Here is a 21,659-nt window from a genome sequence, read left to right as displayed (position 1 = left end):
ACGAATTTTAGACCCCAATGCTAAAACAACACTTACAGTTCAAATTATCGCAAAAGCTATCTCCCCAGCAGATACAGCTTATGAAGTTGATTCAATTGCCTACACAGGCCTTTGAGCAACGTCTTAAACAAGAATTGGAAGAAAACCCTGCATTGGAAGGAGGCAAAGAGGAATCGGACTCCATTGACGACGAATTTGCCGACACTTACGAAAACGACGAGGCCGACAGTGAGATCATATCCACCGAAGACATCAACATCGACGATTACCTAAGCGACGACGAAATACCCGACTACAGAACAAAGGCCAACAACTATAGTGCCGATGACGAAGAAAAGAACGTCCCCTACGCGGCGGGCACTTCGTTCAATCAGTACTTACTGAGCCAAATGAACACCGTATATCTTAGTGATGACGAGTGGAGCATTGCCGAATTTCTTGTCGGTAGCGTAGACGAAAGCGGTTATATCAGAAGACCGCTCTCAGACATAACCGACGACCTAGCGTTTACCCAAAACATATACACCGACGAAGAAACGGTAGAACGGGTATTGAAAATTGTTCAAAAACTCGACCCCCCAGGGGTTGGCGCACGTTCATTGGAAGAATGCCTCATCATTCAACTCAAGAGAAAAGAAAGCTCGCCAAGTATTGAACTGGCGATTACCATTCTCGAAAAGTCGTTTGAACAGTTTACCAAAAAGCACTACAAAAAGCTTATTCAGAAATACAATATTTCAGAAGAGCAGCTTAGGGAAGCCATTAGTGAGATCGAAAAGCTAAACCCAAAGCCCGGCGGCTCCTATTCAGGAAACAACCGCATGGTGGAGCATGTTGTCCCGGATTTCTCCATCCGGATCGTAGACGGTGAACTAGAACTTAGCCTGAACGGAAGAAACGCCCCGGAACTTCACGTATCGAGGGAGTACAGCAATATGCTAAAGGGATATAAAGACGCCAAGAAGAAGTCCAAATCCCAGAAAGACACCGTTATGTTCATCAAGCAAAAGCTCGATGCGGCAAAATGGTTTATTGATGCCATTCGACAACGTCAACAGACCTTGTTCATCACCATGAATGCCATAATGCAGTACCAGTCGGAATACTTTCTTACGGGTGACGAACGGAACCTGAGACCCATGATTCTAAAGGATATTGCCGACGAAATAGAAATGGACGTCTCTACCGTATCGCGCGTAGCCAACAGCAAGTATGTTGACACCCCTTACGGCACCAAACTCATTAAGGAATTCTTTTCCGAATCGATGAAAAACGACCAAGGGGAAGACGTATCTACCAAGGAAATAAAGAAAATCCTTGAAACGGTCATTGGGGAAGAATCGAAGAAAAAACCCCTTACCGACGATAAATTGGCAGCGCTGCTTAAAGAAAAAGGGTATCCGATTGCCCGGCGAACCGTTGCCAAGTACAGGGAACAACTCGACATTCCGGTAGCTAGGCTGCGCAAACAGATTTAATGAAGGTCCTTTTAAAAGCCATATCCTATATTTTCCACCCTTTATTCATACCGGTGGCAGGTACGGTAGCCTATTTTCTCATTACGCCGAAATACACACCCCTGAGCGCTCAAGGCGCCTTCTTTTTCCCCATTTTCGTACTCACGGTAATCATTCCGATAATCACGTATTTTATATTGAGAAACCTCGGTCTGGCCAGTAGTGTTTTTATGAGCGACCTGAAAGAACGCAAATACCCCATGTACGTTCACATCATACTATTGCTCTTTGTCATATATAAAATCATCCCCCACTCCAACATCGTAGAGCTCTATTTCTACTTTGTAGGTCTTGTCATAGCCGCATTGACGGCATTGACCCTTTTATTCTTCAAAACAAAGATAAGCATGCACCTTATGGGTATGGGTAGCCTGGTCATGTTCTTGACCAGCCTTAGCATTCACTTTGAGGTGAACATCACATTGGCCATCAGTATCGCCACACTACTCACCGGTTTAGTGGCGACCTCTAGATTATACCTAAACGCGCACACCCCAATAGAACTTGTTCTAGGTTTTTTTATTGGGCTTCTGTCCCAACTACTGACGATACGTTTTTGGTTATAGGATATAGAAGATAAGTCCTATTCTAAGCGGCTTCGAATTCAAACTTTCGTCACCCAAAACTACCCCATCATTAAAGAGGCCGTTCAATGCGTAATACGCATGCAGATTGAAGGTATTATACCCAAAATTTAAGGTAATACCATAATGAAAATCCCTGATATCATTATTGTAAAAGGAGACTTTAGGAGTATCATTCGGCACGAGTTTAGATCTACCACCGAATACATAACCGAATTTCACTCCCGCATATACACGCCAGAACTTATACTCCGAAGGCGTAGAGTTACGCCACCTCACCTCTAACGGTATCTCCAACATATGGGTCTCGACTTTATTTCGTTTAAAACCATCGCCTATCACACTATAGACCACACCATCGGCCGTCTCGCTTGCCAAAAGGTTACTATAATACGAATAAACGCCATATCCTAGGCCAATTCCAAGCGCGGTAGTTCTACTATGATTAAAGGGAATATCCTTTATAAAACCCGCTTGTAAGCCGTAAGAAAGGTTGCGTTGGCTTACACTCTCAGGCTGGGCCACAAGAAAGTTATAGGTAATACCAATATAAAACTGATCTTCGAGATATCGTTCATCGGAAACTACAGAATCATTGACCGCCTGCGCCGTTACGTTTGCACAGCACAAAAACATCAGCACATAAAAACAAGGCTTCATCATGGGGTCAAAAATAAGCAAATAAAAAACGCTTCGGAAAAGAATCCGAAGCGTTCATATATTCTAACTATAGTTTGAAAAAATACTATTGTAAATTGTTGAAGGCATCACCATCATAAGTCGTATAGTTGACTTTAAGGGCATTAACCTTTCGCAATTCTTGTTTAATATCGGAAATGAGTCCCATATTAGCATTCTTATCTACCTTCAAAGCAGTAGTCAATACATTCTGCAATTCTTGAGGCTTTTTAGCTCTTTCCTGCAAAATATAGTCCCCTACTTCATTAGGCGATGAGAACTTATCGTTCAATTGAATTCTTGCCTCTTCACCGAACTGAGCCTTATACTGAGAAGTTGGTTCCCCAACGTAAATGTATATAACCCTATCTTTCTTTTCCAGTTTCTTGGTCTCACTGGCGTTTGGCAGAGTATTCTCTACTTTCAAGGTATTGTCTTTCATCACCGTTACGGTCATGAAGAAAAATAAAAGCATAAATACAATATCAGGTAACGATGCAGTGTTTACAGCTGGTAAACCGGCGTCTTTTTTCTTTGCAAACTTTGACATATATTTTGTTTTAAGCTCTTATTAATTACTTGAATCGGTCTCCGCCTCGGACAACTTCTGTGGAAACAATTCCTGAATCCGCTTCACCTTCTCTTTAAGATCCTCTTTTCTACTAGATTCGGTTTCTGGATTAAGGTACTCCGCTTCCATATCGGTAAAGTCCCTTTTATAAAGACGTTGTGCCTCACGGTTACGCAACTCATTATACGCCCCTACCAATTCGTTTTGAACTGTTATGTAGGTACCATACTTTGTTTCACGGTCGTTTTTAAGAGATATAATCGCCTTAGTAGGGTTATCCGATGAATCGGATAATCTTTTGCCTTTACAGTAGCTACAGTAGTCAGGAGAGCCCGATGGCGCGCCACCGTTATCGAGAAAAGCGATCGCTTTTTCTCTCAAACTTTTGATATCGGTAAGCTCGTCTTCGACTAACAGTTGACCGTTACGGTTAATGTTGACCGTAAAGATATTCTTCTCCTTAATGATTGGCGGTGCTTCGGTAGGTGGCTCTATAGGTGGCAACATACGATCCAAACCTGCATCCGTTTCAATGGTCGTGGTGACCAAGAAAAATATAAGCAGTAAGAATGCTATGTCTGCCATGGAACCGGCGTTTACCTCTGGTGGTGCTCCTCTTCTTGGCATAGTTTTATCTTTTAATTATTTTATCATCTTTCTCACACCGCCCCAAAGCATAGCTCCTACGGCTACAAGGGTCAATATGAAAAACACATTTATACCAGCTCCGATCTGCTTGATTTCAGACTCATTGGTAGACACACCTCTATCAGCCATTTCCTGAATATTGACATCAGTACCACTGGCCATTACATAGCCGATACCGATTACCAAAAGAAAACCTACGACTACGAAAAGGGATTTCTTTAAGCTAGCAGGATTCGAAAATAGATTCTTAAGGGCGAACACAACGCTGGACACTATGGCTATTCCCAATAGCAACCACGTAATCATGAACATCGCGTTAAGCGCTCCGTTATTGATCGCTTCGGAAGCAGGCATTTCAGACTCTGGAAGCATGAACCACAAGGCAGCGCCTATCAAGCCCACAACGACCAATATAATCTTTATTATTTTGTGCATAATTTAAGGTATTAAGTTGTGCGACTTATTTTTTGTGATCCACCAACATATCTATCAAAACGATAGAAGAATCTTCCATATCATTAACGATGCTATCGATTTTAGCAATGATGTAGTTATAGAAAATCTGAAGGATAATAGCAGTAATAAGACCAAATACAGTTGTCAATAACGCTACCTGGATATCACCTGCAATAAGGGATGCACTCAAGTTACCAACAGCACTAATTTTCTGGAAGGCCTGAATCATACCGATTACCGTACCCATGAAACCAAGCATAGGCGCAACAGCGATAAACAAAGACAACCAAGAAACGTTTTTCTCCAATTGACCCATTTGAACGCCACCGTAAGCAACAACAGCTTTTTCAGCGGATTCAATACTCTCTCCAGCCCTATCCAAACCTTGGTAATAAATAGAAGCAACAGGACCTTTTGTGTTTCTACAAACTTCTTTTGCAGCCTCAACACCTCCGGATGCCAAAGCATCTTCAACTTGTTGTCTAAGTTTAGCGGTGTTTGTAGTTGCCATATTCAAATAGATGATTCTTTCGATGGCCACGGCCAAACCAAGAATCAAACACAAAAGAACAATACCCATGAAGCCGGCACCACCTTGTATAAACATTTCTTTCAATACTTGGGTAAAACCTGCTTCAGCTTCGGCAGGGGCATCTTGTAGCATTGTTGCTGCAGTAGCCATTGCATTAACAGTATTTGTACTCATTACAAACAACCCGCCCACGGCTAGGATAGAGGATAATTTTTTCATTTGTTCAAACTTAAATTAGTTATTTAATAGGGTTAAAGATAAAAAAAAATCACAATAAAAAAAGTAAAACTTCGTTGCATCGGGGAAGTAGGGCCAAATACAGCACAAGACATCCTAATAGGCCTTTCGCACTATTATAGCGACTTGATAGGACCAAGCGCAGACTTCCATTTTACATACAGAAACTAAACTTACAAAATTTCCAGTCTAAACTATTCTATTCTATACTGAAAATTCCTTTTTGTTCTCGCAGAGAGGAAGGGATTCGAACCCTCGATACACTTTTGGTGTATACACACTTTCCAGGCGTGCGCCTTCGACCACTCGGCCACCTCTCTAAATCTAACCCGCCCCGTCCATTTCAAATAAAAAACAGACCAGACAAGATCACCCTTTTTAAGGGGTGCCCAAATAACAAAAAAAATATTAGTTGAAGAAATTAAAATTGCTAATTTTCTTCGATTTCACCGCGCAGGGAGGTCTCGAATATCGATTTGAACAATTTCGGGGAAACATTACAGCCCAACAGATACATCAGCTTGGCCACGGCCGCCTCGGTCGTAATGTCTTTACCATTAATTACTTGCAGCTCTTCCAACTGCTTACTCGTTTCATAGCGCCCCATTGAAACACTTCCCCCAGAGCACTGGGTAACATTTACAATATGAATATTTTTTTCTTTCGCCTCCCTTAAAATATCGATTACCCAAGCTTCCGTTGGGGCATTTCCGGCACCATAAGTCTCCAAAACCAATGCTTTCAAGCCCGGAATACACACTACACTTTGCAAAACGAGCGGCCCAATACCGGGAAACAACTTCAAAATCGCGACATTTTGATCCATTTCCTTGTGTACCGTAAACTTTTTTCGCCCCCTATTTCGCAAAAGATATTCTTCACTCACCTTCAAAAACACCCCAGATTCGATCAACTCGGGATAATTTAACGAGGCAAAAGCCTGAAAATGCTCGGCATTTATTTTAGTGGTTCGGTTGGCCCGATACAGCTTATATTCAAAATAAAGTCCGACTTCCTGAACCACAGGTTTATTTTTCTTTCGCAAGGCGGCAATCTGAATAGAGGTTATCAGGTTCTCCTTGGCATCCGTTCTTAAATCGCCAATAGGCAATTGAGAGCCTGTAAAAATCACGGGTTTCCCCAAATTTTCAAGCATAAAACTTAAGGCCGAAGCCGTATAACTCATAGTATCGCTACCGTGCAACACTACAAAACCATCATGCGAATCATAATGTTCCTCGATCAAGGTAGCGATCTGCACCCAATGCGACGGATTCATATTCGAGGAATCGATCGGCCCCTTAAAAGAAACCGAGTCGACATGACAATCAAGTTGTTTGATTTCCGGGATACTCTCCAGTAATTTATCAAAATTAAAAGCCCTTAACGCCCCGGAAGCATAATCTTTCACCATACCAATGGTACCCCCGGTATATATCAATAGGATGCTACTTTGTTTCATCGACCAACAATTTTTATATTCAAGTAACTTCTCAAACCCCAAAGACACGCTTCGAATTTTCCGTAGTAAGCTCGGCCACCGTCTCAGTAGGAAGCCCATACAAGTCGGCAAGCTTCTCGACCACCTGCATCAAATAGGCACTCTCATTTCTTTTTCCACGATAAGGAACCGGTGCCAAATAGGGCGAATCGGTCTCCAGTACGATGTTTTTTAATGGAATCTCGGCCAAAAAGGTATCGATCTTTCCGTTCTTAAAGGTCACGACCCCACCAATCCCGAGCATCATATTATAACCAATGGCTTTTTGCGCCTGTTCCAAATTCCCGGTAAAACAGTGAAAAACACCGTAGAGTCCGTCGTCCTTTTCACTTTCAAGCACTTCAAAAACCTCATCGAAGGCATCCCGACAATGGATAACTATGGGCAGTTTATATTTTTTGGCCAATTGTATTTGCGTACGAAAGGCCTCTTGCTGTTCCTTGAGAAAAGTTTTATCCCAATACAGGTCCATCCCTATTTCACCGACTGCATAAAACTTTCGCTGGGCCAACATTTCCCCAACATGCCGTAATTCCTCCTTATAGCTTTCCTTTACATGTGTAGGATGGAGCCCCATCATCAAAAAAATATTTTCAGGATGTGACTTCTCCAACTCAAACATGGCCTCGGTATACGTAGAATCGATAGCGGGTATAAAAAACCGTTTAACACCTAGCGCCATGGCCTTTTCAATAACAGCCTCCCTATCTTCATCGAAGGCTTCACTGTATAAATGTGTATGGGTATCCGTTAGTATCATGCTGCAAAAATAGCCTTATCTTTGACAAAAAGAATACATGTCTTCCCTGAAAAGATTTCTTCGGAAAAAAAACTACACCCCGACCACCCTAAAACTTACAAACACCGACCACTTTGAAATATCGGCCAAAATAAACGGTATTTCAGGAAGGTTCATCCTCGACACCGGCGCCTCGAACACCTGCATCGACATAGACAAGATAAGCCGATTCGGACTAGCATCCGAGACTTCGGAAGTAAAAGCGGCCGGAGCCGGGGCCACCAACATGGAGACCCTTATCTCTTCAAAAAATAAAATCGAAATAGGCCAATGGAAAAAGAAAAACCTAAAAATCGTACTCTTTGACCTCGTACATGTTAACGAAGCCCTAAGCGCACAAAACGCATTACCCGTAGACGGTATTATCGGGGCCGACGTCTTAAAACAGGGCAAAGCCATTATCGACTATGAAAAATACTGCGTTTATTTAAGAAAATAGTCATCCCTAGCCGGGCCTTTCAAAACTTCGCATAAAAAAAGCCCCGAAAATGTATATCATCTTCGGGGCCATATCATATAAAGAGCCGTATTCCTACATCTCCAAAGCTTTCTTTACATTACCATCCATCAACAATTCCTCAGGACTCTCCAAGGCTTCCTTGATCGCTACCAAAAATCCTACGGACTCCTTACCGTCAATGATACGGTGATCATATGACAAGGCAACGTACATTATGGGAGCAATGGCTATCCCCCCATCCCTTACGATAGGTCTTTCCACAATGTTGTGCATTCCTAAAATAGCACTTTGTGGCGGGTTGATGATCGGAGTCGACAACATTGAACCAAAAACACCACCATTGGTTATCGTAAACGTACCACCGGTCATTTCATCAACCGTAATCTCACCCTCGCGAGCACGGATGGCCAATCTTTTTACTTCTGCCTCAATACCCCTGAATGTAAGGTTCTCCGCATTCCTGACAACAGGAACCATCAATCCCTTAGGCCCAGAGACCGCAATACTGATATCACAGAAATCGTAAGTGATCATTTCCTTTCCGTCTATCATAGAATTCACGGCCGGATACATTTGTAACGCACGAACCACTGCTTTGGTAAAGAAGGACATAAAGCCCAAACCTACGCCGTGTTTACTTTTGAAGTCTTCCTTATATTGTTTTCTAAGTTCGAAAATAGGCGACATATCAACCTCGTTAAAGGTGGTAAGCATAGCCGTTTCGTTCTTGGCGGACACCAAACGTTCAGCGACCTTTCTACGCAACATAGATAATTTAGAACGACTCTCGCCCCTATTTCCACCTGTTGGGCTACCCATTGAAGGCACGGCCTTGACCGCATCATCCTTGGTTATACGACCATCTTTTCCACTACCTTTTATTGCGGAAGCGTCTATACCTTTTTCACTTAATATCTTTTTAGCAGCGGGCGAAGCCACTCCAGAAGCATAGGTTTCCTTGGCCTGAGCCGGTTGTGGAGCCTTAGCCTCCTCTTGCTTCGGCTGCTCTTTTTTCGGTTCACTTACTTCTTTCTCCGCACCTTCAGGCTTGGCCGCATCGGTATCTATCAAACAAACCACTTCACCAACGGCAACAGCATCACCAACTTCAGCCTTAAGGGTAATTACCCCGCTCGCTTCGGCCGGAAGCTCTAAAGTCGCCTTATCGGAATCTACTTCGGCAATGGCTTGGTCTTTTTCAACGTAATCGCCATCTTCTACCAACCATTCCGCTATTTCAACTTCGGTGATAGATTCGCCCGGAGATGGGACTTTCATTTCTAATATCATGCTATTCTTATTTGCTATGTTATCTAAACTATTTGAACAACCTTTTTCTTACCCCTTGCTTGGCTTGGGCATTGGTTTTGACATATTATCCTTGCTCTTATCGAACACATAATCTATCACTTGCTGATGTCTCATTTTGGAACGAACGGCACTACCCGCTGCTGGCGAAGCATAGAATCTTCTAGAAGCCACCCTGAATTTGTCGGAATCGCTAAAATGCATCATCATATGACTCCAGGCCCCCATGTTTCTAGGCTCTTCTTGGGCCCAGACCAAATCATCGGCCTTCTTATATTTCGCTATCACCTCTTTCATTCTTTCCGATGGCAAGGGAAACAACTGCTCCACACGAACCAAGGCCACATCATCCCTTCCCTGTTCTTCCTTGGCCGCAAGCAAGTCATAATAAAACTTACCCGTACAGAATACCAAGGTCTTCACCTTATCTACGCTGGCCGTAGCATCATCGATTACTTCCTGAAAATAACCCGAAGCCAATTCATCTACCGTAGACACCGCCTTTGGGTGACGCAACAGACTTTTGGGCGTAAAGACAATCAAAGGTTTTCTGAAATTGACCTTCATTTGCCTTCTTAAGATATGGAACATTTGGGCCGGGGTAGACACATCGGCTATATACATATTATCACGGGCACAAAGCTGCAAATATCGCTCCATACGGGCGGAAGAATGCTCTGCTCCCTGCCCCTCATATCCATGGGGAAGCAACATTACCAATCCGTTCTGCAACTTCCACTTATCTTCGGCCGCCGAAATGTATTGGTCGATCATGATTTGGGCGCCGTTGCTAAAATCTCCAAACTGCGCCTCCCAAATGGTCAACGTATTCGGGCTCGCCATGGCATATCCGTAATCAAAACCAACCACGCCGTATTCCGAAAGTAAGGAGTTGTAGATTTGAAATTTAGCTTGCTTTTCCCCAATATGGTTCAACAGCATCACTTCCTCCTCGCTCTCTTCAACCTTCATTACGGCATGTCTGTGCGAAAAGGTACCGCGCTCAACATCTTGACCTGACATACGAACCGCGTAGCCTTCTTTCAACAAGGTACCATAGGCCAATAATTCACCCATAGCCCAGTCTAACCTATCGGTTTCGAAGAACATTTTTTTACGATCGCGCACCAGTTTTTCAACCTTTCTCAAGAACTTCTTGTCGGAAGGAAGTTCTGTGAGTACCTTGGCAATTTTAGTCAGTTCCTTTTTATCGAAAGTCGTATCGACACGCTCCATCATCTCCCACTCCCGAACATTGGCAAAGCCTTTCCATTCATCGGCCATAAACGGGGTAATCTCCGTTTTATCCTCTTTACGCGAATCTTCAAGTTCCTCTTCCAAGGAAGCTTTGTACTCTTCTTCAAGACCTTTGACAAAATCGGCTTCTATAACCCCTTCCTCAAGCAATCTCTCCGCATAAATATCACGCGGATTTTGATGTTTGGCAATGGCCTTGTATAACTTGGGTTGGGTAAAACGAGGCTCATCACCTTCATTATGCCCATATTTTCTATACCCTAATAAATCGATAAATACATCCCTATTGAAACGCATACGGTACTCCAAAGCGAACAAAGACGCATGTACCACAGCTTCGGCATCATCGGAATTTACGTGCAACACAGGGCACAAGGTTACCTTACCCACGTCGGTACAATAGGTAGAACTACGTGCATCAAGGTAGTTCGTCGTAAAACCGATTTGATTATTGACCACGATATGTATGGTACCATTGGTTTTATAGCCATCAAGATTGGCCATTTGCACCACTTCGTACACTAGGCCTTGACCTGCAATAGCCGCGTCACCGTGTACCACTATAGGAAGTACTTTTGAAAAATCGTCAGGAAAATGGGCATCTTGCTTGGCCCGTGTTATACCTTCTACAACCGCACCCACGGTTTCCAAATGCGATGGATTGGGCGCAATATTCATTTTTATTCGATTACCGTTATCGGTCTTGCGTTCCGATGTCCACCCTAAATGATATTTTACATCACCGTCAAAGATTTCCTGCTCGTAATCCTTACCGTCAAATTCACTAAAAATATCCTTGGCGGCCTTTCCGAAAATATTGGTAAGCACGTTAAGTCGACCCCTGTGGGCCATACCCATAACAAACTGCTCTACGCCCAATTCGGCGGCCCGCTCCACAACGGCATCGAGTGCCGGTATCAACGATTCGTTCCCTTCCAATGAAAAGCGTTTTTGCCCAACGTACTTGGTATGCAAAAAGCTTTCAAAAGAGACGGCTTGGTTCAATTTCTTTAAGATGCGACGCTTGTGCTCCGCATTGAATTTCGGATGGTTATCGTTAACATTGAGCCAGTTCTGGATCCATTCGACGCGCTCTGGCTTTCGAATATACATATACTCCACTCCTATGGCATCACAATAAATACGCTTCAGGTGCTCAATAATCCCCCTCAAGCTGTTCGCACCGATACCGATGATTTCACCTGCACTGAAGACCGTATCCAAATCGGCCGGTGAGAGTCCGAAATTCTCGAGATCAAGGCTCGGCTCATATTGTCTTCGCTCGCGAACCGGATTCGTTTTGGTAAATAAATGCCCCCTGCTTCGATAGCCGTCTATCAGGCGAATCACCTGAAACTCCTTTTGCAAGGACTCCGGCATTTGTTGCACCACGCCGTTCTCTCCCGCTTTCGCGGTCATTAGACTTTCCACGTCCAACTCATCAAGAGCTGTTTCGGTTCCAAAATCAAAACCTTGAAAAAAGGCGCGCCAACTTGGCTCTACGCTATCGGGGTTCTTGAGGTATTTATCGTATAAATCCGCAAAAAAAGAGGTATGCGCGGTATTTAGAAAGGAATATTTGTCCATAGAAGATTCTCTGTCATGCAAATAAATGGGTACAAAAATACAATATTTCCTATTTCTGGAACGTATCTTAGTATGCAATATTGAAAAATTAAAGATAATGATTAAAAAACTTTTTAAGACCCCAAAAAATACTTTTTTAGGGCTATTTCTTATAGTTTTCGCAATAAGCGGTTCCGCACAAAACACGAATACACCTACGAATTTCTGGAATAATGTTCGATTTGGTGGAGGATTAGGTCTCGGATTTACGAACGGAGGCTTTAATGCATCGGTATCACCGAGTGCCATTTATCAGTTCAACGAGCAATTTGCCAGCGGGGTGAGCCTAACGTTCAACTATGCTAAATTCGACTCCAATCACCGCTATGCTTACGGCGGAAGCATTTTATCACTCTACAACCCCATTCCCTTTTTACAGATTTCGGCCGAGCTGGAGCAACTTCGCATCAATCAGAACATATCGTATAACGGACTCCCCACGGTCAGCGAAAACTATTGGTCGCCTGGCCTGTTTCTAGGGCTCGGCTATACGGACCAAAACTTTACGATAGGCATACGGTACGATGTGCTGTACGACGACAACAAAAGTATTTATGCGAGTGCCTGGCTACCCTTTGTACGGGTGTATTTCTAGGAGTATTTCGCTTTGAGCCATACCTTTTGCAGTTCTCTTTTCAACACTAAAAAAGAAACTTGGTCGGCCACCTCTACCGCATCGGTAACTTTAATTTCCTTAAAGGCCTTTTCGGGCACATCAATGATGTACAAAAGATTCAGATACTCCGAAAAGCGCTCCATAATCAGATAATATACCTTCTCACGCAACACTGTCACCAAATCGTTCGGGGAAATCCCTTGAAACAGATCTACATGAACATTGGCAAGACTAAAATCCTTTTCCAATTGGGCCACCAACTTGCCGTACAACTGTTGGACCTCTGCATTTTGAAGGAGGTCTTTACTATCGTCAAAATTTAAAACCATGAATTATTTACGTTCCCAATTTGGGTTTTGGTTCGACCTTGACTCCTAAAAAAATGCAAAATCTCGTCTAAACCGTATATCAGCCCCTTATTTTTTGCTCCCAGTCCCAAGCGGACTTCATAGCCTCATCCAAGGTATACTCGGCCTTCCAACCCAAAACTTCATTGGCTTTTTTCGTGTCCGCATAGGCAGAGACCACATCACCGGGACGTCGGTCGACAATTTTATAGTTCAATTTTTTTCCGGATACGCGTTCAAAACTATGAATGACCTCTAATACCGAGCTGCCTTTTCCGGTCCCCAAATTAAAGACCTCGTAGTTCTCTTCGTTTTTCCCTTCCAACAGTCGCTGCAACGCCTGAACGTGGGCCTTGGCCAAATCCACCACATAGATATAGTCACGAATACAGGTGCCGTCTTCCGTAGGATAATCATCGCCAAAAACCGACAACTGCTCCCTCAGACCTACCCCGGTCTGGGTTATGAAGGGCACTAAGTTTTGAGGTACCCCTATCGGCAATTCCCCGATATGACCGCTCGGATGCGCCCCCATAGGATTAAAATACCGCAAAGCGATAGCGTTCAACCCTTGGGTGACCGCACAGGTATCACGAATAATCTCTTCACCTATCTGCTTGGTATTGCCATATGGCGATTCCGCAGGCTTGACAGGAGCGGTTTCACTGATCGGCATCTTGTCGGCCTGACCGTAAACGGTGCACGACGAACTAAAAATAAAGTTCGACGTATTCTTTTTTGAAAGTTCTTTCAACAAATACACCAAGGTGCCGATATTGTTCTCATAGTACAACAACGGTTTCTCCACACTCTCGCCCACCGCCTTGGACGCGGCAAAATGAATAACCCCTTCTATATCTTGGTACTTCTTAAAAAAAGCTTCTACTTTCGACTTTTCCTTTAGGTCAATTTTTTCGAACAAGGGCATTTTTCCCGTAATGGAAGTAATTCCCTCCAACACCTTTTCCGACGAATTTGAACAATCATCGATTACAACCACCTCAAAACCCTTGTCCTGAAGTTCCACAACAGTGTGAGACCCAATAAAACCGAGTCCTCCGGTCACTAATATCTTCATATCTTTAGCTTTTCCACATTCTTAGTACCGCAAGAATGCAATTGTATTATTTATAGTTATTGCTTGGTCGGGACGCCCAATGAAGGGCACAAAAATACGACCTTGCCTATCCGTTCACAAACTCTAATACCGTTTTTGTAATAAAATTTATTTGCTCATCATCTAATTCGGTATGCATCGGCAAGGAAATAACCTCTTTTACCAACTGGTTGGTTACCGTAAAATCAGCTTCGTTATAACGCTCATCCGCATAGGCTTTTTGTCGGTGTAACGGGATAGGATAATACACGCCACAAGGAATATCGTTCTCCGCCAAATGCTTCACAAGTTCGTCGCGTTTGCCATTGGTGATTCGTAAGGTATACTGATGGAAAACATGACAACTGCAATCATCACATATTTCCTTTTCACACTTGACCGTTTGGGGCGTTACTATATTCGGCTGCCCCTTAAAGGCCTGGTTATAACTTCGGGCCGCTGCCCTCCTTCGATCGCAATACCCATCCAATTTCGGCAATTTCGCCCTTAAGACGGCCGCCTGAATGGAATCTAATCGAGAGTTAACCCCTACCACATCATGATGGTACCTTTCGTACATACCGTGATTTACGATACCCCTTAGGGTATGCGCAAGTTCATCATCATTGGTAAAAATGGCACCGCCATCACCATAGGCCCCTAAATTCTTTGAAGGAAAAAAGGAGGTAGCCCCCACATGGCCAATCGTACCGGCCTTCTGCTTCCTACCGTCGTCAAAAATATAATCGGCCCCTATAGCCTGTGCGTTATCCTCTATAACAAAAAGGTTGTGTTTCTCGGCCAATTGCATAATGGCATCCATATTGGCGCATTGCCCGAATAGATGTACTGGCACTATAGCCTTTGTTTTTGGGGTAATTGCCTTTTCTACGGCCTCTATATTGATATTGAACGAATCCATATCGACATCGACCAAGACCGGGGTCAATTGCAAAAGTGCGATAACCTCTACCGTTGCCGCAAATGTAAAATCTGCCGTAATTACCTCATCGCCCGGCTTAAGACCTAGGCCCATCATCGCTATTTGCAAGGCATCGGTACCGTTGGCACAAGGGATAACGTGTTTTACCCCCAGATAGTCTTCCAACTCTTTTTGAAAGGACCGTACTTCCGGACCGTTTATAAAAGCGGAAGTTTCCATAATGGTAGCAATAGCCGAATTAACTTGTTCCTTTATCCCCTTGTATTGGCCGCCCAAGTCGACCATTTGAATTTTTCTCATCGTGATGAATTAAATAGATCACAGCAAAAATACGAAACCAAGCAGTACTATTTTCTGTAAAGAAGCGTAATTTAGCCCAAAATATCGATCAGTGCGCGGCATCTATAATGTGATTGTTCAGATTTCTTGGTACATCTTGAAAGTCTTGTCCCTTTTCAGTTCAAAGCTCAAGCTGTTCGTTGACGGCCGAAAGCAATCTTTTGAGGTGCTCGGCAACGCCATTTCGAAGGAAGACAACACCCTATGGGTCCATGCCGCCTCCTTGGGCGAGTACGAACAAGGGCTTCCTATTATCGAAAGGCTCAAAACCGAATATCCGTCGCACAAAATCGTACTTACGTTTTTCTCTCCGTCCGGATACGAAGTAAAGAAGAACACAACAGCGGCCGATGTCGTAGCCTACCTTCCCATGGATACGGCAAAAAATGCCACACGCTTTGTAGAGGCGGTACATCCTGACCTAGCCATTTTTATCAAGTACGAGGTTTGGCCCAATTATATGTATGCCCTGGAAGGCAAAAAGGTTCCATCTATATTGATTTCCGCCCTATTCAAAAAAAACCAGGCCTATTTTAAGGCCTACGGTGGATTTATGAGAAATACCCTCAAAAAATTCTCGTATTATTTCGTTCAGGACGAAAATTCAAAAACACTACTACAATCTATTGGGATCACCCGTGTTACCATTAGCGGGGATACCCGTCTAGACCGTGTTTCGGAAATATTAGACCGAGACAATAGCTTAGACTTCATGGAGGCCTTCAAAAGCGACAAGCTTTGTTTTGTAGCCGGAAGCACATGGCCGGAAGACGAAGCCATATTGATCGACCACATCAACAACGCCCCAAAAAACCTCAAATACGTTTTGGCGCCCCATACCATTAAAAAGGACAAGATCCTAGGGCTGGCCGGAGCATTCACAAAAAAGACCACACTCTACTCCAACATTGCCGACAACAACTTACGTGATTACGATGTACTGATCATTGACCACATCGGATTATTGACCAAAATATATAGTTACGCCGATATGGCATACGTCGGGGGCGGTTTTTCCACCGGATTGCACAACACCTTGGAACCTGCCGTTTTCGGTATTCCCGTCATCATCGGCCCAAATTATGAAGGATTCAAGGAAGCCGAAGACCTGGTAAAACAAAAAGGCATCTACCCGATCAAAGACCAATGGACCTTCGGCGAGTTACTCAAAAAGCTGCTCGACAACACCGAACTACGCAAACAAACGGGACAGATAAATGCCTCTTACATCTCGAAGAACAAAGGGGCCAGCGTAGAGATTATGGATCATATCCGTAAATTATTGTAAAAAGCAACTTTCTACTTCGGCCCTACCGACGCTATTGCCCATCAGCAAAAAAAACGGCAAGCATCAATATTGCCCCCTCTCCCCACAGTTGTGTTCTTTGTCGATTTTTTCAACACTTCAACTAACGAACATACTAAAAAACAGCCCATTAACTCAAAAAATTCGCGATAAACGGGCTTTATATATATAAATTTCTTAAATTTAAGAAAACCTATAACAAATGGAACGAGAACTAACAACCGGGGTAAAATTGCTCAATGGATTTCTCCGCATCATGATCGCCTGCTTGGTGTTTATCCTTTTAGCCATACCTGTGGCCTTTATTTTAGATTTGATAGGAATTCTATAGCATAGAAGAATCTTTCTTTCATCATAAAACATAAAAAAGCCCCTTAATAGGGGCCTTTTGTCTTTTGTGAACCTTAGAGCGTGGGTTCCCAACCTTCTTCATATTCGCGTTTCCACCAATCTTTCATGACTTTCTCATTGTTGAGTACCTTTCCGGTAGCCGGATCGATTTTCAAGGTTTCCCCAGCATCTTGGGCCATGTTGCCCAAATGACAAAGCATAGTCGATACGCTAGCATCCTTTATATCGGAATGCAAGGATTTATCTTGACGAATCGCCTCAAAGAAGTTACCGATATGGTTGGCATCAAGGTCACCGGCGCCTTGGGTATTTACCGTAGTACTTTGCTTGCCCGCTTCCTTTTCCTCTTTAATAAGCTCACCGTTCAGGTCGAACAATTTATACCCACCACGGCTAAGGGTTATAATCCCTTTACTTCCGTAGATAGTAGCTCCCCTACCCGGTTGGTTCGGTACGATTTTACCACGGCTATGTCCCGTCCAGGTTATAAACTTGTCCCCTGAATACTTGTAGGTGACCTGTTGGTTGTCTACAAATTCCCAATCATCGTCGTAAGCGTATTTCCCCCCAAAGGAAGTTACACTATCAGGAAGGTCTACCCCAAGGGCCCATCGGCAGATGTCAATTTCATGCGTACCATTATTATGGACCTCTCCGGTACCCCAAGTCTTGAACCAATGCCAGTTGTACGGATGTATATTATCCCTGTAATTTTCCCTAGGTGCAGGCCCCTGCCATAAGTCCCAATCCAATGTTTTGGGCACCGTGATCTGCTTGCCCTTACCGATAGAGCCTCTATTGTTCGAATAATAGGCCTCTCCTTTGAACACCTCTCCGATAATACCTTCGCGGATTTCCTTTACGGCCAATATAGACGTTTGGGCAGAACGCTGCTGGTTGCCCATCTGTACTTTTTTCCCGTATTTTTTTTGGGCGGCGACCAACATTTGGTTCTCATAGGGGTTGTGGCTACACGGCTTTTCCACATACACATGTTTACCCGCCTGTAAGGCCATAATAGCCATAGGTGCATGCCAATGTTCCGGAGTCGCGATAAAAACCGCATCGACCTTTTTATTGCTTAAGACCTTTCTAAAATCTTTTTTGACCTTTGGCACATAGCCAATATTTTTTTTACACCATATATTATGCTCCTCTAAAATAACATCATCAACATCACAACTAAAGAGCACCTTGGCATTGGGATCCTTATTGATGGCCATAAAATGTGCCTTGGCCCTACTACGCACCCCGATGACCGCACAATTGATACGATCGTTGGCACCTAAAATTCTTGAATAACTTTCCGCCGACATAGCATTTATGCTTCCTCCAAAGGCCAAGCCTGCTGCACCCACGGATGCTTTTTTAATAAAATTTCTTCTGTCTGAACTCATTTCTATATATTATAATGTTGATAATATTCCTTTTACATAGCCTATAGACTCCATCATACCAGGCAATGGGTCATCTCCTTCGGCCTCATATTCCAAGGCTAGGGTTCCTTGATACCCTAGTTTTAACACTGTCTTTAAAAAGGCGGGAAAATCGATAACCCCCCGGCCAATAATACAGGTTTGCCCATCATGCTCGGAGGCCGTTACATCCTTCAAATGGATATCAAAGACCCGATCAAAAAACTGGGTAAGGTCTTGGGAAGGATCACGCTTTATACGTTGCGTATGCCCGATATCTATACAGAGCCCCATACGCTTATCCCTATCCTTAATTTTGACATAGGCACTTTCGGCACTCGGATACACCTTATCGCCCGGGCCGTGATTATGGATGGCGAGTTTAATATCGTAAGACTTTACCTTTTCTTCTACGTAATCCAATAAATCGTGGCTCGGCACCCCGACAATCATATCCAACTCGGCGGTTTTAGCGTATTCGAAGGCCTGATCCACTTCCGCCTCGGTCTTCATATAGACGACCCCGGCCCCGTATAAAACAACACCTTTCTTCTTACACTGGGCCACGGCTTCCCTTATCGTGTGCGCACCCGAATCTAGCGGAAGATGCATGCTCTTAAAGGTGATCCGATTCAAACCGCACCGCAAAGTCATATCCAAGGCCTTTTCCCTTGTAAATTCCCTAAGGGTATATGAAGCCACCCCTAATTTGAGCTCGGCTTTCATATTTACCGTAGTTTCTTCCGCCATGGCGGCATGCGACATTTCAGGAAAGGACAAGGCCCCGATACCCAAAACCCCGGCCGATGTACGTTTTAAAAAATTTCTTCTGTTTGCTTTCATTTCCCTATATAATCAAATGTCTTTTATTTTTCTTTTTATACAAACCGGGACCGTCTCTTTACGCTCGCAACATCTATTCCTTTCATCATCCTAGACCAGCTATAATTCGCTTTAATCCATAAAACCAAAGCGTCTTTTGGCCCTAAACCCTTACGTCCGAAATGAGAACATTGAAATTTCAAGGGTCAAGCCCCTTAAAAATACCCGTAAATAAAAAGCAACCAAGGTCTTCGGTTCAAATCTATTCTTTTGGCTCGATTTTAATTTTTCAATGACCGAAACCTAAAATTGCGATAACCGCATAAATCTAACAAAATATATACTGTTTTCATCCCTATTCCTTAAAATAAGTGTAACCTTAACACAGAAAAGCGTCAGATACTGACACCACAAACATCTAAACCCCCTTTGAATACGTATTTTAAATGACCACCAATATTGCAAAATGAATTATATCGATTTAAACCGCCTCATACCGGATTTAGCGGAAACAGGCACATGGATAGGCAGGTGTATGGTACCGGCACAAAATGCGTACAAAGGCATAGCCGGACCTCACGTGGTGATGGCCCGTAAGGGAAAAATTTACGACCTATCGGCCCATTTCAACTCCACAAGTGAGCTATTCAACTGTAAGAACCCGGTTTCCCGCTTAAAAGCCTTAAGCGATTTACCGGAGCTAGGCAGCCTGAAAGATGCGTTGAAAAACGCCCTATACTTCAATCGGAATCCACTACTCCCCTACATCATAGCACCAAACGATATACAAGCCATAAAGGCCTGTGGCGTAACTTTTATCAAAAGCTTGCTCGAGAGGGTCATTGAAGAAAAAGCAAAAGGCGATGCCTTAGTAGCGAACGACATACGTCAAACCATTTACGACACCTTGGGCAACGACTTGAGCAAGGTTACCCCTGGTTCACCGGAGACCGAAAAGCTTAAGGAAGAATTACAGAAAAAAGGCCTATGGTCGCAATACCTGGAAGTGGGCATCGGCAAGGATGCCGAGGTTTTCACCAAGGCCCAACCCTTGTCTGCCGTTGGTTTCGGAGCGGAGATAGGCGTATTAAAGAGTTCCAAATGGAACAATCCGGAACCTGAAATCGTGCTCGCCGTATCCGCCTCGGGAAAAATCGTCGGGGCTACGCTAGGCAACGACGTAAACCTTCGCGATTACGAAGGTCGCAGCGCCCTATTGCTCGGTGAGGCGAAAGACCAAAATGGATCTTGTGCCATTGGCCCCTTGTTTCGCTTGTTCGATGAGACTTTTTCCCTAGATGACGTAAAGGATTGCGATGTAATGTTTTCTATGAAGGGAAAGGACAATTTCGCCACTTCCGGAAGCAATAAGATGAAAGAGATTAGCCGAAGTCCTGAAAATTTAGTGGCCCAGGTCATAGGAAAAAACCATCAATACCCAGACGGGCTCGTGCTTTTCTTAGGTACTATGTTCGCCCCTACGGAAGACCGCAATGGAAAAGGTTTGGGTTTCACCCACAAAAAGGGAGATCAAGTCAACATCTCTTCTTCGCATTTGGGCACACTCATCAATTGGGTGAACACTTGTGACCAAATACCAAAGTGGGAATTCGGCATTGGTGCTTTTACGAACTATATTGTAAAACGGAATTTAAAATAGTACTAAGTCGACCGACCGTATGATTCTCACCCGAAAAAGCTTGACGTCCACAACAATACGATTGTGGCATGTTCCCTTATAAAATGAAGGGCCTTAGACATTTGGTTTTCAACCGTTTTAACGGAAATACCCATATCTAAGGCTATTTCTTTGTACTTCTTTTGCTCTATTTTATTCTGCACGAACACTTCCTTACAACGTGGCGGCAACTTGGAAATGAGAACGTTTAAATTTTCGATTTTCACATCGACCTTGTCGCGCTCAAAAGCAGTGTCGGCTATAACTTCCCATTTGATCTTATCCAAGGCATCAAAATCTATTTTCTGCACACGTAGATGCTGCAAAAACTGATGATAACAACATTTGAACAAATAGTTCTTGACCGATCCCGAAATGTATAGTTTGGCCCTTTTCTCCCAAAGATTAACGAAAGTATCTTGAACAATATCTTCCGCCAGGTGTCGGTTGTTACACATTTTAAAAATGTAATTGCACAACCATTCATAGTATTCCAAAAACAAATACCGGTATGCTTCGGCATTGCCGTTCCGCATTTTTTCTACCAGTTTTCGCTCATTCATTTTCAATGG

22 protein-coding genes and 1 tRNA gene are annotated in these 21,659 nt (G+C 43.6%); 7 read left to right on the top strand and 16 right to left on the bottom strand.

Going from position 1 to position 21,659, the window contains the following annotated elements; all coding sequences use genetic code 11:
- The first annotated feature begins 17 nt into the window (after nucleotides 1-17).
- The gene (gene rpoN, locus BW980_RS13275) at nucleotides 18-1,478 is read left to right on the top strand and encodes an RNA polymerase factor sigma-54 (protein ID WP_076455713.1); all 1,461 of its coding nucleotides are present in this window, start codon (nucleotides 18-20) and stop codon (nucleotides 1,476-1,478) included.
- Entirely contained in the window at nucleotides 1,478-2,083 is a 606-nt protein-coding gene (locus BW980_RS13270) for a hypothetical protein (protein WP_076455712.1), read from the top strand. Before rpoN ends, BW980_RS13270 begins: the two co-directional genes overlap by 1 nt.
- Here the strand turns inward: BW980_RS13270 and BW980_RS13265 are convergent.
- The 8 genes from BW980_RS13265 to BW980_RS13230 all read right to left on the bottom strand — a co-directional run bounded on the left by BW980_RS13265 (nucleotide 2,078) and on the right by BW980_RS13230 (nucleotide 7,484).
- Nucleotides 2,078-2,764 carry a porin family protein gene (locus tag BW980_RS13265; RefSeq protein WP_076455711.1) on the bottom strand — a complete coding sequence of 229 codons (687 nt, stop codon included), beginning with the start codon at nucleotides 2,762-2,764 and terminating at the stop codon, nucleotides 2,078-2,080. The genes BW980_RS13270 and BW980_RS13265 overlap by 6 nt on opposite strands.
- A gap of 82 nt (nucleotides 2,765-2,846) precedes the next feature.
- Complete coding sequence (locus BW980_RS13260) at nucleotides 2,847-3,329, bottom strand: ExbD/TolR family protein (RefSeq protein ID WP_013993689.1); 483 nt, start codon at nucleotides 3,327-3,329, stop codon at nucleotides 2,847-2,849.
- 21 nt (nucleotides 3,330-3,350) lie between these two features.
- Nucleotides 3,351-3,977 carry an ExbD/TolR family protein gene (locus BW980_RS13255; protein ID WP_076455710.1) on the bottom strand — a complete coding sequence of 209 codons (627 nt, stop codon included), beginning with the start codon at nucleotides 3,975-3,977 and terminating at the stop codon, nucleotides 3,351-3,353.
- Between the two features lie 15 nt (nucleotides 3,978-3,992).
- Entirely contained in the window at nucleotides 3,993-4,433 is a 441-nt protein-coding gene (locus tag BW980_RS13250) for a hypothetical protein (RefSeq protein ID WP_013993687.1), read from the bottom strand.
- 25 nt (nucleotides 4,434-4,458) lie between these two features.
- Nucleotides 4,459-5,205 carry a MotA/TolQ/ExbB proton channel family protein gene (locus tag BW980_RS13245; protein WP_013993686.1) on the bottom strand — a complete coding sequence of 249 codons (747 nt, stop codon included), beginning with the start codon at nucleotides 5,203-5,205 and terminating at the stop codon, nucleotides 4,459-4,461.
- Nucleotides 5,206-5,455: 250 nt separating this feature from the next.
- Nucleotides 5,456-5,543: transfer RNA gene (locus BW980_RS13240), tRNA-Ser, on the bottom strand.
- Between the two features lie 110 nt (nucleotides 5,544-5,653).
- Entirely contained in the window at nucleotides 5,654-6,685 is a 1,032-nt protein-coding gene (locus tag BW980_RS13235) for an asparaginase (RefSeq protein WP_076455709.1), read from the bottom strand.
- A 31-nt stretch (nucleotides 6,686-6,716) separates the two neighbouring features.
- A complete protein-coding gene (locus BW980_RS13230; RefSeq protein ID WP_076455708.1) occupies nucleotides 6,717-7,484 on the bottom strand; it encodes a TatD family hydrolase in 768 nt (255 codons plus the stop codon).
- Nucleotides 7,485-7,521: 37 nt separating this feature from the next.
- On the opposite strand from BW980_RS13230, the gene BW980_RS13225 reads away from it, so the two are divergent.
- Nucleotides 7,522-7,962, top strand: coding sequence for a retropepsin-like aspartic protease (locus BW980_RS13225; protein ID WP_076455707.1), 441 nt, complete (start codon nucleotides 7,522-7,524; stop codon nucleotides 7,960-7,962).
- Nucleotides 7,963-8,055: 93 nt separating this feature from the next.
- Here the strand turns inward: BW980_RS13225 and odhB are convergent, their stop codons facing one another.
- Both odhB and BW980_RS13215 read right to left on the bottom strand, forming a co-directional pair.
- Nucleotides 8,056-9,273: a 2-oxoglutarate dehydrogenase complex dihydrolipoyllysine-residue succinyltransferase gene (gene odhB, locus BW980_RS13220; protein WP_076455706.1), complete on the bottom strand. Its 1,218-nt coding sequence runs from the start codon at nucleotides 9,271-9,273 to the stop codon at nucleotides 8,056-8,058.
- A gap of 48 nt (nucleotides 9,274-9,321) precedes the next feature.
- Entirely contained in the window at nucleotides 9,322-12,135 is a 2,814-nt protein-coding gene (locus BW980_RS13215; protein WP_076455705.1) for a 2-oxoglutarate dehydrogenase E1 component, read from the bottom strand.
- A 97-nt stretch (nucleotides 12,136-12,232) separates the two neighbouring features.
- Here BW980_RS13215 and BW980_RS13210 point away from each other — a divergent pair, with 97 nt between their 5' ends.
- Nucleotides 12,233-12,769, top strand: a complete 537-nt coding sequence (locus tag BW980_RS13210) for an alpha-ketoglutarate decarboxylase (RefSeq protein ID WP_076456261.1) — start codon at nucleotides 12,233-12,235, stop codon at nucleotides 12,767-12,769.
- Here the strand turns inward: BW980_RS13210 and BW980_RS13205 are convergent.
- The 3 genes from BW980_RS13205 to BW980_RS13195 all read right to left on the bottom strand — a co-directional run bounded on the left by BW980_RS13205 (nucleotide 12,766) and on the right by BW980_RS13195 (nucleotide 15,476).
- On the bottom strand, nucleotides 12,766-13,119 hold the full coding sequence (locus BW980_RS13205; protein WP_076455704.1) for a hypothetical protein: 354 nt from the start codon (nucleotides 13,117-13,119) through the stop codon (nucleotides 12,766-12,768). The genes BW980_RS13210 and BW980_RS13205 overlap by 4 nt on opposite strands.
- A gap of 79 nt (nucleotides 13,120-13,198) precedes the next feature.
- Nucleotides 13,199-14,215 carry a UDP-glucose 4-epimerase GalE gene (galE, locus tag BW980_RS13200; RefSeq protein WP_076455703.1) on the bottom strand — a complete coding sequence of 339 codons (1,017 nt, stop codon included), beginning with the start codon at nucleotides 14,213-14,215 and terminating at the stop codon, nucleotides 13,199-13,201.
- 106 nt (nucleotides 14,216-14,321) lie between these two features.
- A complete protein-coding gene (locus tag BW980_RS13195; RefSeq protein ID WP_076455702.1) occupies nucleotides 14,322-15,476 on the bottom strand; it encodes a DegT/DnrJ/EryC1/StrS family aminotransferase in 1,155 nt (384 codons plus the stop codon).
- 91 nt (nucleotides 15,477-15,567) lie between these two features.
- On the opposite strand from BW980_RS13195, the gene BW980_RS13190 reads away from it, so the two are divergent.
- Entirely contained in the window at nucleotides 15,568-16,803 is a 1,236-nt protein-coding gene (locus tag BW980_RS13190; protein ID WP_076455701.1) for a 3-deoxy-D-manno-octulosonic acid transferase, read from the top strand.
- Nucleotides 16,804-17,023: 220 nt separating this feature from the next.
- On the top strand, nucleotides 17,024-17,152 hold the full coding sequence (locus tag BW980_RS22930) for a hypothetical protein (protein ID WP_262507931.1): 129 nt from the start codon (nucleotides 17,024-17,026) through the stop codon (nucleotides 17,150-17,152).
- A gap of 73 nt (nucleotides 17,153-17,225) precedes the next feature.
- On the opposite strand, the gene BW980_RS13185 is transcribed toward BW980_RS22930, so the two are convergent.
- Nucleotides 17,226-18,569, bottom strand: a complete 1,344-nt coding sequence (locus BW980_RS13185; protein WP_076455700.1) for a Gfo/Idh/MocA family protein — start codon at nucleotides 18,567-18,569, stop codon at nucleotides 17,226-17,228.
- Nucleotides 18,570-18,578: 9 nt separating this feature from the next.
- Nucleotides 18,579-19,430, bottom strand: a complete 852-nt coding sequence (locus BW980_RS13180) for a sugar phosphate isomerase/epimerase family protein (RefSeq protein ID WP_076455699.1) — start codon at nucleotides 19,428-19,430, stop codon at nucleotides 18,579-18,581.
- Between the two features lie 445 nt (nucleotides 19,431-19,875).
- On the opposite strand from BW980_RS13180, the gene BW980_RS13175 reads away from it, so the two are divergent.
- Nucleotides 19,876-21,069: a fumarylacetoacetate hydrolase family protein gene (locus BW980_RS13175; RefSeq protein ID WP_076455698.1), complete on the top strand. Its 1,194-nt coding sequence runs from the start codon at nucleotides 19,876-19,878 to the stop codon at nucleotides 21,067-21,069.
- A gap of 26 nt (nucleotides 21,070-21,095) precedes the next feature.
- Here the strand turns inward: BW980_RS13175 and BW980_RS13170 are convergent, their stop codons facing one another.
- Nucleotides 21,096-21,650, bottom strand: coding sequence for an RNA polymerase sigma factor (locus BW980_RS13170; RefSeq protein ID WP_076455697.1), 555 nt, complete (start codon nucleotides 21,648-21,650; stop codon nucleotides 21,096-21,098).
- Nucleotides 21,651-21,659 lie beyond the last annotated feature (9 nt).

It is taken from the genome of Zobellia uliginosa (assembly GCF_900156625.1).
Classification (GTDB): domain Bacteria; phylum Bacteroidota; class Bacteroidia; order Flavobacteriales; family Flavobacteriaceae; genus Zobellia; species Zobellia uliginosa.
The sequence above is the reverse complement of the archived record's forward strand: the minus strand, read 5'-3'. Positions and strand labels throughout refer to the sequence as shown.

Bases quoted from the DNA above. Each gene is read 5' to 3' on its own strand.
- BW980_RS13250 (WP_013993687.1), bottom strand. From the start codon at position 4,433: ATGCACAAAATAATAAAGATTATATTGGTCGTTGTGGGCTTGATAGGC.
- BW980_RS13180 (WP_076455699.1), bottom strand. From the start codon at position 19,430: ATGAAAGCAAACAGAAGAAATTTTTTAAAACGTACATCGGCCGGGGTT.
- BW980_RS13235 (WP_076455709.1), bottom strand. From the start codon at position 6,685: ATGAAACAAAGTAGCATCCTATTGATATATACCGGGGGTACCATTGGT.
- BW980_RS13175 (WP_076455698.1), top strand. From the start codon at position 19,876: ATGAATTATATCGATTTAAACCGCCTCATACCGGATTTAGCGGAAACA.
- BW980_RS13265 (WP_076455711.1), bottom strand. From the start codon at position 2,764: ATGATGAAGCCTTGTTTTTATGTGCTGATGTTTTTGTGCTGTGCAAAC.
- BW980_RS22930 (WP_262507931.1), top strand. From the start codon at position 17,024: ATGGAACGAGAACTAACAACCGGGGTAAAATTGCTCAATGGATTTCTC.
- BW980_RS13245 (WP_013993686.1), bottom strand. From the start codon at position 5,205: ATGAAAAAATTATCCTCTATCCTAGCCGTGGGCGGGTTGTTTGTAATG.
- BW980_RS13270 (WP_076455712.1), top strand. From the start codon at position 1,478: ATGAAGGTCCTTTTAAAAGCCATATCCTATATTTTCCACCCTTTATTC.
- rpoN (WP_076455713.1), top strand. From the start codon at position 18: ATGCTAAAACAACACTTACAGTTCAAATTATCGCAAAAGCTATCTCCC.
- odhB (WP_076455706.1), bottom strand. From the start codon at position 9,273: ATGATATTAGAAATGAAAGTCCCATCTCCGGGCGAATCTATCACCGAA.
- galE (WP_076455703.1), bottom strand. From the start codon at position 14,215: ATGAAGATATTAGTGACCGGAGGACTCGGTTTTATTGGGTCTCACACT.
- BW980_RS13230 (WP_076455708.1), bottom strand. From the start codon at position 7,484: ATGATACTAACGGATACCCATACACATTTATACAGTGAAGCCTTCGAT.
- BW980_RS13205 (WP_076455704.1), bottom strand. From the start codon at position 13,119: ATGGTTTTAAATTTTGACGATAGTAAAGACCTCCTTCAAAATGCAGAG.
- BW980_RS13215 (WP_076455705.1), bottom strand. From the start codon at position 12,135: ATGGACAAATATTCCTTTCTAAATACCGCGCATACCTCTTTTTTTGCG.
- BW980_RS13185 (WP_076455700.1), bottom strand. From the start codon at position 18,569: ATGAGTTCAGACAGAAGAAATTTTATTAAAAAAGCATCCGTGGGTGCA.
- BW980_RS13255 (WP_076455710.1), bottom strand. From the start codon at position 3,977: ATGCCAAGAAGAGGAGCACCACCAGAGGTAAACGCCGGTTCCATGGCA.
- BW980_RS13225 (WP_076455707.1), top strand. From the start codon at position 7,522: ATGTCTTCCCTGAAAAGATTTCTTCGGAAAAAAAACTACACCCCGACC.
- BW980_RS13210 (WP_076456261.1), top strand. From the start codon at position 12,233: ATGATTAAAAAACTTTTTAAGACCCCAAAAAATACTTTTTTAGGGCTA.
- BW980_RS13195 (WP_076455702.1), bottom strand. From the start codon at position 15,476: ATGAGAAAAATTCAAATGGTCGACTTGGGCGGCCAATACAAGGGGATA.
- BW980_RS13260 (WP_013993689.1), bottom strand. From the start codon at position 3,329: ATGTCAAAGTTTGCAAAGAAAAAAGACGCCGGTTTACCAGCTGTAAAC.
- BW980_RS13170 (WP_076455697.1), bottom strand. From the start codon at position 21,650: ATGAATGAGCGAAAACTGGTAGAAAAAATGCGGAACGGCAATGCCGAA.